Source organism: Arthrobacter sp. zg-Y179 (assembly GCF_020907345.1).
Classification (GTDB): Bacteria; Actinomycetota; Actinomycetes; order Actinomycetales; family Micrococcaceae; genus Arthrobacter_B; species Arthrobacter_B jinronghuae.
Window position 1 is genome coordinate 282,628 of sequence record NZ_JAJJOB010000010.1, and the last position, 12,560, is coordinate 295,187.

The following is a 12,560-nucleotide window of genomic DNA, read 5'->3' on the forward strand; positions in this document are numbered from 1 at the left end:
CTGTCGATTTACTGACACGGGCTGCACTGCTAGGGACAGGGTCCTACACAGCCACTGATTTCCGCCATCCACCGTCCGTATAACCCTTCCGAACCACCTCGGAGAAGGGCACGGGACTGACGTCCACATTGACTTCGTACTGGCGGTGCGGCTCGACAGAGGATTTTTTGGTCCCGCCTTCCGGCTCTCCCCAGACGACCTTCAGCTGGGATCCGATCTCCACATCAGGGTTCACAATCGCAAGGGAAAGCGGCCTCTTCTCATTCCAGCTGTACCCGGTGAACATGGAGACTCCTACCACCTGGCCCGCTTCATCGACTACCGAATCGAAATTCGACGCTCCGTAATTCGCATTTGGCAGGTCGAAGAACTTATAGGGCAGCTGATCCTTTTGGTACATCGACGCGTGAATAGTTGCTACGTCGTCGCCGTCCCAGGCCAACGTGACTTTCCTGCGCTGTGCCTCTGCGTCCATCGCTTCAAGGGCATCACGCCCGATGAAGTCATGGTCGTACTTAATGAACGATCCGTACCCCAGTTCCCACGGCGTGGTGTAGTAGCCGTCGATGCTCTCGGGAACATAGGACCCGGCAATGGCTGAGTTCGCCTCATAGCTATCTGCACCGAGCCACTGACGGTAATCCGCGAGTTGCTCTCCGCTGTAGATTCCGGGCAGCGGTGAGGGGATCCATCCGGATTCCAGGGTGTTGCAGGAATAGGCACGCGCTCCAGCGGGTTCCAACCCAAACTCCGCACCTGCTTCAAGAATGGTTTCCCGAATCTTGTCATAGTCCTTGTACGGACCCCAGAGTTCCAGCCCGGGCGCTCCCGCCATTCCGTGGCGCAAGGTCCGGACCTCGGTGCCTCCCACGTTCATATGGGACATGTTGAAGAATTTCAGCTGCTCCAGCGGACCACCGTGCACTTTTTCGATGACATCCCAGGCCCGGGGACCCTGGATCTGCAGACGCCAGCATTCACGGGACACTGCCTTCCCCATGGGCCGGGAAGGGGACCTCCTGTCCGTCTTCAGCTCGACGTCATATCCGCCCTTTTCCGCGTTGTAGAGCAGCCAGTTTGCAGCGGGTGAGCGGCCGACATACACAAATTCCTCCTCGGCCTCCCGGAACATGATGCCGTCCCCTATGACGTGTCCATAGGGTGTTACGGGAACGTATTGCTTTGCCTTGTTCACGGGGAAAGCGGCTACCGAGTTGATAGCGGTGTCGGAGATCAGCTGCAAGGCCCCCGGCCCTGATATAAACAGGTTGTCCATGTGATGGGACTGATCAAACAGCACAGCGGATTCGCGCCATGCCCGCACCTCGTTACGCCAGTTGGTGAACTCCGCAGCAACAACCGGGTAGACGTAGGCTCCGACCTGCACATTGCGCAGGTGGTCCACGATGTTTCCGGATGCGTCTAAAACCTCTTGCAGGGAAGCGTTGGTCATATCAGGTTTCCTTTCGTTGTGATTAAACGGTCAAGGATCTTCCGCTAAAAAACTATGGTGACGTTGCCGTCGCGAAGCACCCGGTCCGCGCAGTGGGCTTCCACCGCGTGCGAAAGCACACGTCGCTCTACATCCGCTCCGCGCCGCTGAAGGTCGACTACAGAGTCACGGTGGCTAACGTGAATAACGTCTTGACTGATGATGGGACCTTCGTCCAGGTCTTTGGTGACGTAATGCGCGGTGGCTCCGATAAGCTTCACGCCTCGTTCTTTGGCCTTCCGATAGGGAGCCGCGCCGATAAAAGCCGGAAGGAATGAGTGATGGATGTTAATGATGGGGACGCTTGCCTGGTCAATGAATCCTTCGGTAATGATCTGCATGTACCGGGCCAAGACAATGAGGTCAACGTTCCCGCGGATGAGTTCCAGCTGGCGTTTCTCTGCCTCGCCTCGACTCTCCTTGTCAGCCGGGATATAGAAATAGGGGATCCCGAAGGGACGGACGTCTTCGCTGAGGTCCGGGTGGTTCGAGATGACCATGGTGATATTGATCGGCAGTTCGCCACGGCGCTGCCTCCAGAGAAGGTCCAGCAGGCAGTGATCTGATTTCGAAACGAAGACGGCCACGCGTTTGCGCTTCTTCGCCTCGATCAGCTGCCATTCAAGACCGAAATCAGTGAGGCGGGAGCTAAGTGCGCCTCGTAGATCGTCAAGTTTGGTAGCCAGATTGGGAAGCGTAAAAACGGTACGCTGAAAAAAACGGCCGCCAACCGGATCTGAGGTGTGCTGGTCAAGTGAAACAATGTTTCCCTCGAATTGGGCCAGAACCTCGGTGATGGCAGCTACGATGCCGGATTGGTCTGTTCCATGAAGGACGAGCCGCGCAACGTCGTCGTCGGTAGGGTAGGGCGCAGAAGACGCCGGGGGAAGCGGAGCAGGGGTTGCTCCGGGCTGCGGCGCAATGGATCTGTCCATGAAGGTTTTCCTCTATCCGCGTGTCTGCTCGAGCATGCGCCGACGCCGGATTTCCGTCTGGGCAAGGTCATTGAAAGTGAAAATGTGGAAGCCTTTGATAGCGGCCTCGCTGGACGGCAGTCCCTGGACCAGTCCATGAATGTACGGATCAAAGCAGATTTGGGTCAGCACACGGGTTGCATGCTCAGTGCGCATCCGCGGCTGAAACTTCGTCAAGGTGGGCAATGGATCGGGTGTCCTGGAAGGCCCGGACGCCCTGGATTCCCTGTTCGCGGCCCATGCCGGACTGCTTCATGCCGCCGAACGGGGCACGAAGGTCCAATCGGGTTGCTCCGTGGTCGTTGACCCAGACGTAGCCGCAGGCCAGCCGCGAACCGACCGCGTTGGCCCGAGCCGGGTCCTCGGTCCAGACCGAGCCGCAGAGTCCCGCCCAGCTGTCGTTGGCCCAGGCAACGGCTTCGTCCTCCGAATCAAACGGAATGATCGGAATCACGGGCCCGAACTGCTCTTCGGTGACCACACGCAGTTCCGGCGGCGGATCAAGGACCAGCGCCGGGCGCAGGAAGTTGCCGTCGCGCAGTTCCGGATCCAGGGGAAGGGTGCCGAACCGGCGGACCTCGGCGCCGGCCGCCTCTGCCTCCTCGATCAGGTCTTCCACGAAGCTCTTCTGCGCCGGTGAATGCAGCGGCCCCATGGTTGTTCCTTCGTCGAGGCCGTAGCCGATGACTGCGTTTTCCAACCGGGCGGACAGTCCCTGCACCAGTTCTTCGATGCGGGACCGGTGAACGTAGATCCGCTTGGCGTTCATGCAGATCTGGCCCGTTGTATCGAAGACCGCGGCATGGAGCCGGTCCAGCCGTGTGTCGTCCAGCAGTGCATCGTCGAGGATGATGGCCGCGTCGTTTCCCCCGAGCTCGAGGGTGACCCGGGTCAAGGACCCGGAGGCCATTTCCATGATGCGTTTGCCGCCGTTGACGCTGCCGGTGAAGCAGACCTTGGCAACGTCGTCGTTCCGGATCAGGCCGGACATGTCGCTGTCCCGGCCGGTAACGACGTTCAGCACTCCCGGCGGCAGCTTCTCGGCAACGCGCTGCACAATCCGGGTGGTTGCCAGTGGCGCGGTTGGCGGCGGTTTAACGATGGCGGTGTTGCCTGCCAGCAGGGCGTGGGGCAGGGAGGCACCCAAGATTGCGACCGGCCAGTTGAAGGGCACAATCACGGTCACCACGCCCAGCGGCTGGTAGGACACGGTGGTGGTCACGGGGATACCCGGTGCCGGTTCGAGGATCGCGTCCTGATCCACCTGATCGGCCAGGGACAGGGCAAGCTGCCACCGGAGCTCGAAAACGAGGGCGTCCACCCAGCTCTCCATAACGATCTTGCCGTTCTCACGGGACAGGATGGCCGCGTCCTCATCCCGCAGATCGGCGATGCCCGCAATTGCGTCGGCCATCCGCGCCGCCCGTTCCTGAGCCGACAGTGCGGACCAGACGGGAAAGGCCGCCTTCGCGGCACCGACGGCGTCCGCCGCGTCCTGAGGCGACGCAGCCGCTGCGTGGCCCGCCACCTGCCCGGGCCTGCCAGGATCGGCGACAGCCAGGGTTTCCTGCGTCCTCCGGGGCTCGCCGTTGATGTACAGCCCGGTGACCACCTGGGCGGAAGTCTTTGTCATTGCCAACACCTCTCTGTGTTGCTGCTGGGTTGCTGCTCAGCTGTGTTCGCCGGCGGCGCCTCCGGGCGCCGCGCGGCAGTGGTCACAAGGTAGCCCACCCCGGGGGTCCGGACAACAGGGTCCGGAAGGCCGCCGCCGGACCACGGTTGCCCGTACAGCACCGGCCGCCGCTTCCGAACTAAGGCTGCTGAGGAATAAACCCGGCGACGGGCCTTGTTGACGCCTGTATGACTGATACGACGGAAACCTCTCCCGCCCTGTCCCCCACCATCGACCTCAAGGACCTCGGCACCGTACACCGCCTGGGCTTCGGGGCGATGCGCATTGTCGGACCCGGCATCTGGGGCGAACCGGAAAGCCGCGGAACCGCCGTCGACGTGGTGCGCCGCGCCGTCGAGCTGGGCGTCGACTTCATCGACACCGCCGACTCCTACGGACCGAACATCAGCGAAGAAATCATCGCCGAAGCGATCTACCCGTACCCGGACGGCGTCCGCATCGCCACCAAGGTCGGCTTCGTCCGTACCGGGCCCGACGTCTGGGTGCCGGTGGGCCGTCCCGAGTACCTGCGCCAGCAGACCGAGCTCTCCCTGCGCAAGCTGAAGGTCGATTCCCTGGACCTGCTGCAGCTGCACCGCATTGACCCCAAGGTCGATCCCGAAGAGCAGTTCGCCGTGCTGCGCGACCTCCAGCAGGAGGGCAAGGTGAAGGCACTCGGCCTGTCCCAGGTCTCCGTTGCCGAACTGGAAGCCGCGTCGAAGTTCTTCACTGTCTCCACCGTGCAGAACCGCTACAACCTCACCGACCGTTCCTCCGAGGACGTGCTGAAGTACGCCGAGGACAACGGCATCGGCTTCATCCCGTGGGCCCCGATCTCCGCCGGCGAACTGGCCCAGCCGGGCGGCCCCGTGGACGAAGCCGCCAAGCGCCTGAACGCCAGCACCTCGCAGGTTGCCCTGGCCTGGCTGCTGCGCCGCTCCCCGGTCATGATGCCGATCCCGGGCACCGGCTCCATCAGCCACCTCGAGGACAACCTGGGTGCCGCAGACATCCGGCTCGACGACGCCACCTTCGCTGAGCTGGACGCCGCCGGCGCCGCCGCAGCACCGGCCAAGTAACAACACTTTCCGCTTTTCCCGCCAAGCAAAGGAAAAAAGAACGCATGGCAAATATCCTGATGGTTGTATCCGCAGCAGACTCCCTCACCATGAAGGACGGCAGCGAACACCCCACCGGCTACTGGGCCGAGGAACTGGTTGAATCCCACCGGGTGCTGCGCGACGCCGGACACACGGTCCGCATCGCCACCCCCGGCGGTGTGAAGCCCACCGTGGACCAGGTATCCCTGGCTCCCGAGTCGGCCGGCAGCCCCGAGAAGGCCGCGGCCTTCACCCAGTACATTGCCTACATCGACGCCGAGCTCTCCTCGCCGCTGGTGCTCGCGGATGCAGACCCGTCAGAGTACGACGCCGTGGTGATGCCGGGCGGGCACGGTCCCATGGCGGACCTGGCGTTCGACAAGGACATGGGCAGGATCCTCGTTGCGGCCGACGACGCGGGCAAGATCATTGCCCCGTTCTGCCACGGCCCGGCAGGCCTGCTGGCCGCCGAAACCGAAGACGGCAAGTTCATCTTCTCCGGCCGCAAGCTCACCGTCTTCACCGACGAGGAGGAGCTCAATGGCGGCACCGGCGAGAACACCCCCTGGTTCGTGGAGGAAGTGCTCCGGAACAAGGGCGCCGTCGTCGAAACCGGCCCCGCCTGGACCAGCTACGTGGTCCGCGACCGGAACCTGATCTCGGGCCAGAACCCCCAGTCCAGCGAGGATGTGGCCAAGGCCGTCATCTCCGCCCTGGCTGAGTAGAACATGACGGTCCTGATCGCCGGCTGCGGCGATCTGGGCACGGAAGCCGGCCTGCGGTTTGCTGCGGCCGGCTTTTCCGTGCTCGGGTGGCGGCGCTCCCCGGAGAAACTGCCGAAGCAAATCACCGGATCTGTCGTGGATCTGACCGGCGACCTGCCGCGCATTCCTGCGGACACCGACGTCGTCGTGATTGCGGTGGCCGCCGATCAGCGGACCGAGGAGGCCTACCGTGCCGCCTACGTCACCGCCACCGCCAACGTCCTGGACGCGCTTGAGCGCGACGGCGTGGAGCCGCGCCGCATCCTGTTCGTTTCCTCCACTGCGGTGTACGGCGACGCCGACGGCGGCGAGGTGGACGAGGAAACCCCCGCCCGCCCGGCGTCGGCCACCGGTGCCGTCATCCTCGAGGCGGAGCAGCTGCTGCACGACCGCCGCCCCGATGCGGTGGTGCTGCGGCTGTCCGGCATTTACGGGCCGGGACGCACCCGGCTGATCGATTCGGTGATGTCCGGAACCGCCGTCGTACCTGCCGGAACCCAGCTGACCAACCGCATCCACCGCGATGACGCAGCCGAGGCCATCGTGCACCTGACGACCCGGGTTTCCCCTCCCGCGCCGCTGTATGTTGGAGTGGATATGGAGCCGGTGGAGCTGGCCGATGTGCTGGGCTTCCTGGCTGCAGAGCTCGGCCGCGAACTGCCGCCGGCGGGCGACACGTCCAGCAGCCGCGGCGGCAACCGCAGGCTGAGCAACCGGCGGCTGCGCGCAACCGGCTTTGAATTCGCCTACCCCACGTACCGGGAAGGCTACCGCGCCGTGCTGGCCGGTGCCGGCGTACGCCATCTCTAGAATTTAGAAACGACAACCGCACCAGGAGTGCCTGTGAGCGATACCCCGCCCGAAACCGGAACACGAAACCGCACCGCGACCCGCACGAGCATCAAGTACATCCTGATGCTCGGCGCCCTGGCCGCGCTTCCGGCAGTGACCACCGACATGTACCTACCGGCCCTGCCGGAGGTGGCCGAGGACCTGCACACCAGCGCCGCCGCCGCGCAGTTCACGCTCTCGGGCACCCTGCTCGGCGCCGCCGTCGGGCAGCTGGTCATCGGTCCGTTCTCGGACCGCTTCGGCCGGCGGCTGCCGCTGATCATCGGCATTTCCCTGCATGTGGTGGTTTCGCTGCTGTGCTTCCTGGCGCCGAACATCGGCGCGTTGATTGTGCTGCGCCTGCTGCAGGGCTTCTTCAACGCCGCCGCCGGCGTGGTGGCCCTCGCCGTGGTCCGCGACCGGTTCACCGGCTCCTCCGCCGCCGCGATGCTGTCCCGGCTGATGCTGATCATCGGCCTGGCGCCGCTGCTGGCCCCGAGCATCGGGCAGGCCGTTTCCGGGCTCTGGAACTGGCGGGCGGTGTTCCTTGCCCTGGCGCTGATCGGCGTGGTCCTCGGCGCGATCGTGTTGAAGTGGATGCCCGAAACGCTGCCGCCGGAACGGCGCCGGACGAAGGGCGGTGCCAGTACGTTCAGCGGCTTCCGGGTCCTGTTGAAGGACCGGCAGTTCCTGGCCCTGGCCACCATTCCCGGCCTGGGCATGGCCGTGATCATGAGCTACGTGGTGGGCTCACCGTTCGTCTTCCAGGACGAATACGGCCTCAGCCCGGCACAGTACGCCGCGGTGTTCGCGATCAACGGCGTCGGAATGGTTATTTCCGCGCAGCTCAATGCGTGGCTCGTGGGCCGCTACTCCCCCATGGGGATCCTGCGGCTGGCTGTCATCCTGCTGCTGGGGCTGACCGTCCTGCTGCCGGTGATTGTGCTGACCGGGCTCGGCGGCGTCGCCGGCCTGACCGCCGGACTTTGGCTGGTCCTGGCCATGCACGGCTTCATTGCCTCGAACTCGTCAGTGCTGGCACTGAACGACTACGGGCACATGGCCGGCAGTGCCGCGGCGCTGATCGGTGCCCTGCAGGTGGGCCTGGCCGGGATCATCAGCCCGCTGGTCGGCATTCTCGGCGGCGGGGCCATGGCCATGGTTTCGGTCATCATCGGCTGTGCCGTCCTGATCGTCCTGATCCTGGCCACGGCGACGACGGCGTACCGCGGCGGCGGCTCCAACCGTCCGGGCCGGCGTCGGCTGCGTCGCAGTGCCGAGCCGGGCCCCGGCAAGTCCGCCGCCCCGTTCCCCGCGGAGTCCTAGGGCTTACCCCTTGGGAACGCTTACCCCTTCGGGACGGGCGGGCCGAGGTAGAGCAGGACGCTGAAGACCACGGCGACGGCCACCAGGGCCACAATCCCGGCGGCGATCGGCCGGCGCAGCACGAGGGCGGCGATCCGGTCCACGCCGTTGGTGGGCTCTTCGCCTCCGGGGGCCATCCGCCAGCCGCCGTTCAGCATGCCCCGGCGGTCCACCGACCTCTCGAAGGGAATGGTGGCCCACGGGATCACTGTGGTGGCCAGACCGAGGATGCCGGTCCGCGCCGGCCATTTCTGGTTGGCCCAGACAAAGAGGGTGACCACGCCGTAGGCCAGGAAAACGAAGCCGTGCAGGCCACCGAAGATCGGCGTCAGGGCCTCAAAATCCAGCACGTACTTGGCGAACATGCCGATCAGGAGCAGGGTCCAGGTCACGGCTTCGGCCAGGGCTAGGGTGCGGAACAGTTTGCGGGGTGACATCGAGGGATCCGCCTTCAAATCGGGTTTACCAACAGTATGTCAGCATGCCCCGGGTTCAGGCGAATCCCCCGCTGCTCCTTAGGCGCCCGGAGAGGCCGAAGGCGTTGCACAGCTCCGTAGCCAGCGAGGATTCCTGCTCCCGCGGGTCATGGATCTGGATGGAGACGTACCCCCGGTCCTTGCCGTGCTGGATGAGCTTGGAAACAGTCGGACGCGACAGCCCCAGCCGCTGGGCAACCTCGCCCTGCGAAAGTCCGGTTCCGTAGTAGAGCTTGACCGCGTCAAGCGCCTGTTCATCCCGCGCGTCCATCGTTTCCCCCTTGTCGCACCCTCGCCAATGAGGTAGCTCACAGGTGATTGTTCCGGCTTTTTTCGGCGGCGCCTAATTTACCGGGGCAAGTGTCGGTTCATCGGTCTGCCGGTCCGCCCGCCAGCCGGCCTGCCGTCAGTAGGTCAGCGGTTCGGTGATCCAGTCGATGTCGTCCCACGGATCCAGCCGCTGCACTATGTCGAAACTCGTTCGGCAGAAGTCCACCACGGCCTGCTGCGGATCGTCATAGGAGAAGGCGTCCTTGAGCGTAAGAATGAATTCGCTGGACCGGGTGAGGAATTGTGCCTTTGCCGGAGCCAGCATGGTTCCGTAGCTGCCGATGTTGGAGAGGAACGGATAGGGCATCACATAGAACGCCGGTTCTGTGGAGGACGGGTCGCCGGGCCAGAAGCCGAACTCGCAGAACCGCTCATCAAAGCAGTTCACGGCAATCACTCCGTTTCCCGGGTACGGCTCCGATTGGCCGCTGAAGATGGTTCCGGAAAGGTCCATGGTGCCGAACCAGTACGACGGCGCGAAGACCTTTCCGCGCACCGGCCCGAGGAACTGTCCAAGGCTTCGGTGGGCGAAGTGCAGGTTGTCCAGGAAGAGCTCCACCGCGTGTTTGTCATAGGTGGAGTGCTTGGTATCGGCGTCGAATGGCACCGGATCGTAGAATTCCTGCGGATCGGTGTTGATGGAGGTGGGCGTCTCGATGAATTCCAGCGCTCCCATTAGCTGGCGGTAAAAGTCCGCCACGCTGAGGCCGTCGCTGAGCTCGATCCGGGTGCGGATGTAGTTGGTGTTCTGCACGTCCACATGATGCTGGCGCAGGTTGAAGTAGATCTCGAAGTTCGCATCGGGTCCCGGCATGATGCCGGTCCCGATGCCTTGGACGGTTAGGGGCATCCGCACGTGGCCCCATTCCGGTTCGGGGTAGCCGCGTTCCAGTTTCACCTTGCCTGCCACCTGCAGGTAGAGGTGCAGGGTGTCGGCGGTGGCCTGCCAGTCCGGATAGTTCAGGAAGTTCTTGTCCATGGGAAGCGCCTTCGGTCGGGGGCTCGGTTGGCTTGGTGGCGGACGCTGCTCCCAGTCTGAAACCGGCTCCGGAACCGGTCAACGGCACCCTCTGGCACAATCAGTTTCGTTACCGCAATCAGTCGGGACTCGGGGGGGGATTCATGCGGCTGCACCATGTTCAGGTTTCAATACCCAAAGACGGGGAGGACCAGGCCCGGCGGTTTTACGGTGAGGCGCTGGGCCTGACTGAGGTGGACAAGCCGCCGTCGCTCGCCGGTCGGGGCGGCTGTTGGTTCCGGGCATTCGACGGCGATGCCGTCGTCGCGGAGATTGGAGTGGACTCCCCCTTTGTTCCTGCCAAGAAGGCGCACCCGGCCCTGCTGCTGGGTTCAGCTAAGGAGCTCGAGGAGCTGGGTGCCCGGATTTCAACGTGCGGCTTCGAGGTCTCCTGGACTGACCGCTACACCTTCGAGGGTTACGAGCGGTTCCACTGCAAGGACCCGTTCGGCAACCGGGTGGAGATCCTTTCACCGCCTGCGGGCTGATGGCGCCGGATCACCGTTCAGTAATGCCGGCAATATGCGCTCAATCCGGTCTGCCACCCTCCTCCGCCACTCGTCGTCGTCCCCCCTGCTGCGGCTCGGACGGCAAAAGCGGCTGAAAGGGTTTCATCGCGGACATCTTCAACACTTTCCGGCATAGCTGGACGAGCCATGATCAGGTGGTCCGTCGAACCTGGGTGCTGAGACATCGGTGTCGTGGCGTTGGGGGGCTCCCCCGGCGGACACTTTCGGAGCCAGGTTCCCGGGGGTAGGTAGTGCTGCAGAAAAGACAGGTATTTTTGATTTTTGGGGAAGCCATTTAGGGGCTGGTTTGGGCCCGAAAATGTCAGTGCCGGATGAAATCCTGAGGTATGGATCAGCTCGGGAATACCGAACCAATAACCGAAGAGCAGGGCAGTAAAGACCAGCAGCCGGAGGGGCAGCCTGGTGAAGCAAATGCTCCCCGCTCTCCGATATCTCTGTCTGTATACCGAGCGCAACTTGCCGCGCGAGCGTCTGCCGGGGCCGCTGGCGAGGGTACCTCCGTCTCCGCTGATTCCGGTGCCGATCCTGTTGAGGCTTTCCCGGACGGTTTCACCGGGACCCTTGCGTTGCAGAACCTGGAAGCCTTCGACGAAGCCATGGTTGGTGAGGCCCTGGTCCGGGTGGAGCATTTGATTTCCTGGGGGCAGGCGCAGCGGGCCCACCTATTGAACCGGATGGAGCAAATCTTCCGGCATAACTTCTTCGACCCGTCGGAGCGGGATAAACCCGGGATCGCTTTCAGCCTTGCGGCGTCCGAATGCGCCGCCATTCTGAATGTTCCGCAGGTGACCGGTCAGCGGCTCCTCAGTGAAGCCGGGCAGCTGTGCGGCACCCATACGGCGACCTTGTCCGGGCTGGAAGGCGGACGGTTTTCGTACCAGCATGCGCAGGTGGTGCTGGAGCAGTGCCAGAACGTTTCCGCGGAGAAACTCCCGGGTTCGAAGCGGACCTGTTGAAGGCTGCGGAAGGGCAGACACGGGCGCAGTTCTCGGCCAAAGCCCGGCGGCTGCGCGAAAAGAAGTTCCCGGAGACCGTCAGCAAAAGGCACCTGACCGCTTTCGAGCAGCGCAAGGTCACCCTGGACCGGGAAGAGGACGGCATGTCCTGCCTGTCGGCCCATCTGCGGGCTGCGGAAGCCCAGCAGATTTACAGCGCTCTCAGCACTGCGGCCCGAGGCGAGCAGGCGGGAGGGGATTCCCGGACCACGGATCAGCTGCGTGCGGATATTCTGGCGCAGCTGCTGATGGGCGGCAGTCGGGGACTTTTCGCGACGGGAGGGGATCAACGCGGCCCCGGGCGCACCGGCAATGACACTGGCACAGCCACTCGGGATGAGGACCGAACCGGCTTTGCCAGCGGCTCGGAGGGCGTCCCCGATCGCCAAACCGGACCGGATGAGGGGATCGTCCCTCGGGCGGAAATCATGGTCCTGATCAGCGCCGAAACCCTCTTCGGAGCCGACGACCAGCCCGCCGAGCTGCATGGCTACGGACCCATCAGCGCCGAAGAAGCCCGCAGGCTGGCCCGCAACGCCGTCGGATGGACCGGGCTGGCCCAAAACCCGCAGACAGGTGAAATCCTCGGGGTGGGACGGCGTAGAAAAGTCCCGGCAGGCCTCAGACGCTGGCTCCGCGCAAGGGACGGAACCTGCAGGTTCCCCGGCTGCCGGGTCAGCACCGCGAACGCGGACATCGACCACACCGTCGACTGGGCCCGCGGCGGACTCACGGACCACGGAAACCTGGAACACCTCTGCCGGCGGCACCACCGGTTCAAGACCCTGGGTTTCTGGAAAGCCTGCCAACCGGTGCCCGGGGTGATCGATTGGACCTCTCCGACCGGCCGGATCTATCGCACAGAACCGTTCCTGGAACTTGGTCCACCGGACCCGGCAGTCGAACAGACAGGGGATCTGCGGAAGGACCACGAACGGAAGAATCATGGGCGGACGGACCATGCTCAGACCGAGCCGGCACAGGCACCGCCTTTTTGATGGGTGTGCAGAAGG

14 protein-coding genes are annotated in these 12,560 nt (G+C 64.0%); 7 read left to right on the forward strand and 7 right to left on the reverse strand.

The features are described 5' to 3' along the window. Nucleotides 1–43: 43 nt before the first annotated feature. Genes ligM through LOC56_RS12575 form a run of 4 tightly spaced genes read right to left on the reverse strand, consistent with a single transcriptional unit; the run spans nucleotide 44 to nucleotide 4,099 of the window. The gene (ligM, locus tag LOC56_RS12560; RefSeq protein WP_229952578.1) at nucleotides 44–1,453 is read right to left on the reverse strand and encodes a vanillate/3-O-methylgallate O-demethylase; all 1,410 of its coding nucleotides are present in this window, start codon (nucleotides 1,451–1,453) and stop codon (nucleotides 44–46) included. Between the two features lie 44 nt (nucleotides 1,454–1,497). Beyond that, complete coding sequence (gene purU / locus LOC56_RS12565) at nucleotides 1,498–2,427, reverse strand: formyltetrahydrofolate deformylase (protein ID WP_229952579.1); 930 nt, start codon at nucleotides 2,425–2,427, stop codon at nucleotides 1,498–1,500. A gap of 12 nt (nucleotides 2,428–2,439) precedes the next feature. Continuing rightward, nucleotides 2,440–2,598: a hypothetical protein gene (locus LOC56_RS12570; RefSeq protein WP_229952580.1), complete on the reverse strand. Its 159-nt coding sequence runs from the start codon at nucleotides 2,596–2,598 to the stop codon at nucleotides 2,440–2,442. Nucleotides 2,599–2,611: 13 nt separating this feature from the next. Then, nucleotides 2,612–4,099 (reverse strand): aldehyde dehydrogenase family protein, encoded by a 1,488-nt coding sequence (locus LOC56_RS12575; RefSeq protein ID WP_229952581.1) that lies wholly within the window; start codon nucleotides 4,097–4,099, stop codon nucleotides 2,612–2,614. 227 nt (nucleotides 4,100–4,326) lie between these two features. On the opposite strand from LOC56_RS12575, the gene LOC56_RS12580 reads away from it, so the two are divergent. The 4 genes from LOC56_RS12580 to LOC56_RS12595 are packed head-to-tail and all read left to right on the forward strand — an operon-like array spanning nucleotide 4,327 to nucleotide 8,159. Continuing rightward, nucleotides 4,327–5,217: an aldo/keto reductase gene (locus LOC56_RS12580; RefSeq protein ID WP_229952582.1), complete on the forward strand. Its 891-nt coding sequence runs from the start codon at nucleotides 4,327–4,329 to the stop codon at nucleotides 5,215–5,217. A 44-nt stretch (nucleotides 5,218–5,261) separates the two neighbouring features. After that, a complete protein-coding gene (locus LOC56_RS12585) occupies nucleotides 5,262–5,963 on the forward strand; it encodes a type 1 glutamine amidotransferase domain-containing protein (RefSeq protein ID WP_229952583.1) in 702 nt (233 codons plus the stop codon). A 3-nt stretch (nucleotides 5,964–5,966) separates the two neighbouring features. Beyond that, on the forward strand, nucleotides 5,967–6,812 hold the full coding sequence (locus LOC56_RS12590) for an SDR family oxidoreductase (RefSeq protein WP_229952584.1): 846 nt from the start codon (nucleotides 5,967–5,969) through the stop codon (nucleotides 6,810–6,812). Nucleotides 6,813–6,845: 33 nt separating this feature from the next. Beyond that, entirely contained in the window at nucleotides 6,846–8,159 is a 1,314-nt protein-coding gene (locus tag LOC56_RS12595; protein WP_229952585.1) for a multidrug effflux MFS transporter, read from the forward strand. A 20-nt stretch (nucleotides 8,160–8,179) separates the two neighbouring features. Here LOC56_RS12595 and LOC56_RS12600 read toward each other — a convergent pair whose 3' ends face one another. The 3 genes from LOC56_RS12600 to LOC56_RS12610 all read right to left on the reverse strand — a co-directional run bounded on the left by LOC56_RS12600 (nucleotide 8,180) and on the right by LOC56_RS12610 (nucleotide 9,983). Then, a complete protein-coding gene (locus LOC56_RS12600; RefSeq protein ID WP_229952586.1) occupies nucleotides 8,180–8,635 on the reverse strand; it encodes a DUF3817 domain-containing protein in 456 nt (151 codons plus the stop codon). A gap of 55 nt (nucleotides 8,636–8,690) precedes the next feature. Next, nucleotides 8,691–8,945, reverse strand: coding sequence for a MarR family transcriptional regulator (locus LOC56_RS12605; RefSeq protein WP_229952587.1), 255 nt, complete (start codon nucleotides 8,943–8,945; stop codon nucleotides 8,691–8,693). Between the two features lie 135 nt (nucleotides 8,946–9,080). Next, nucleotides 9,081–9,983, reverse strand: coding sequence for a DUF5996 family protein (locus LOC56_RS12610; protein WP_229952588.1), 903 nt, complete (start codon nucleotides 9,981–9,983; stop codon nucleotides 9,081–9,083). A gap of 143 nt (nucleotides 9,984–10,126) precedes the next feature. On the opposite strand from LOC56_RS12610, the gene LOC56_RS12615 reads away from it, so the two are divergent. The 3 genes from LOC56_RS12615 (at nucleotide 10,127) to LOC56_RS12625 (ending at nucleotide 12,545) form a co-directional block, all read left to right on the forward strand. Next, on the forward strand, nucleotides 10,127–10,510 hold the full coding sequence (locus LOC56_RS12615) for a VOC family protein (RefSeq protein WP_229952589.1): 384 nt from the start codon (nucleotides 10,127–10,129) through the stop codon (nucleotides 10,508–10,510). A 608-nt stretch (nucleotides 10,511–11,118) separates the two neighbouring features. Then, a complete protein-coding gene (locus tag LOC56_RS12620) occupies nucleotides 11,119–11,508 on the forward strand; it encodes a hypothetical protein (RefSeq protein ID WP_229952590.1) in 390 nt (129 codons plus the stop codon). Continuing rightward, complete coding sequence (locus LOC56_RS12625) at nucleotides 11,457–12,545, forward strand: HNH endonuclease signature motif containing protein (protein WP_229952591.1); 1,089 nt, start codon at nucleotides 11,457–11,459, stop codon at nucleotides 12,543–12,545. The genes LOC56_RS12620 and LOC56_RS12625 overlap by 52 nt, the downstream gene beginning before the upstream one ends. Nucleotides 12,546–12,560: the final 15 nt, after the last annotated feature.

Excerpts from the sequence above, each read along its gene's own strand:
- ligM (WP_229952578.1), bottom strand. The coding sequence starts at position 1,453 with ATGACCAACGCTTCCCTGCAAGAGGTTTTAGACGCATCCGGAAACATC.
- purU (WP_229952579.1), bottom strand. The coding sequence starts at position 2,427 with ATGGACAGATCCATTGCGCCGCAGCCCGGAGCAACCCCTGCTCCGCTT.
- LOC56_RS12575 (WP_229952581.1), bottom strand. The coding sequence starts at position 4,099 with ATGACAAAGACTTCCGCCCAGGTGGTCACCGGGCTGTACATCAACGGC.
- LOC56_RS12580 (WP_229952582.1), top strand. The coding sequence starts at position 4,327 with ATGACTGATACGACGGAAACCTCTCCCGCCCTGTCCCCCACCATCGAC.
- LOC56_RS12585 (WP_229952583.1), top strand. The coding sequence starts at position 5,262 with ATGGCAAATATCCTGATGGTTGTATCCGCAGCAGACTCCCTCACCATG.
- LOC56_RS12590 (WP_229952584.1), top strand. The coding sequence starts at position 5,967 with ATGACGGTCCTGATCGCCGGCTGCGGCGATCTGGGCACGGAAGCCGGC.
- LOC56_RS12600 (WP_229952586.1), bottom strand. The coding sequence starts at position 8,635 with ATGTCACCCCGCAAACTGTTCCGCACCCTAGCCCTGGCCGAAGCCGTG.
- LOC56_RS12605 (WP_229952587.1), bottom strand. The coding sequence starts at position 8,945 with ATGGACGCGCGGGATGAACAGGCGCTTGACGCGGTCAAGCTCTACTAC.
- LOC56_RS12610 (WP_229952588.1), bottom strand. The coding sequence starts at position 9,983 with ATGGACAAGAACTTCCTGAACTATCCGGACTGGCAGGCCACCGCCGAC.
- LOC56_RS12615 (WP_229952589.1), top strand. The coding sequence starts at position 10,127 with ATGCGGCTGCACCATGTTCAGGTTTCAATACCCAAAGACGGGGAGGAC.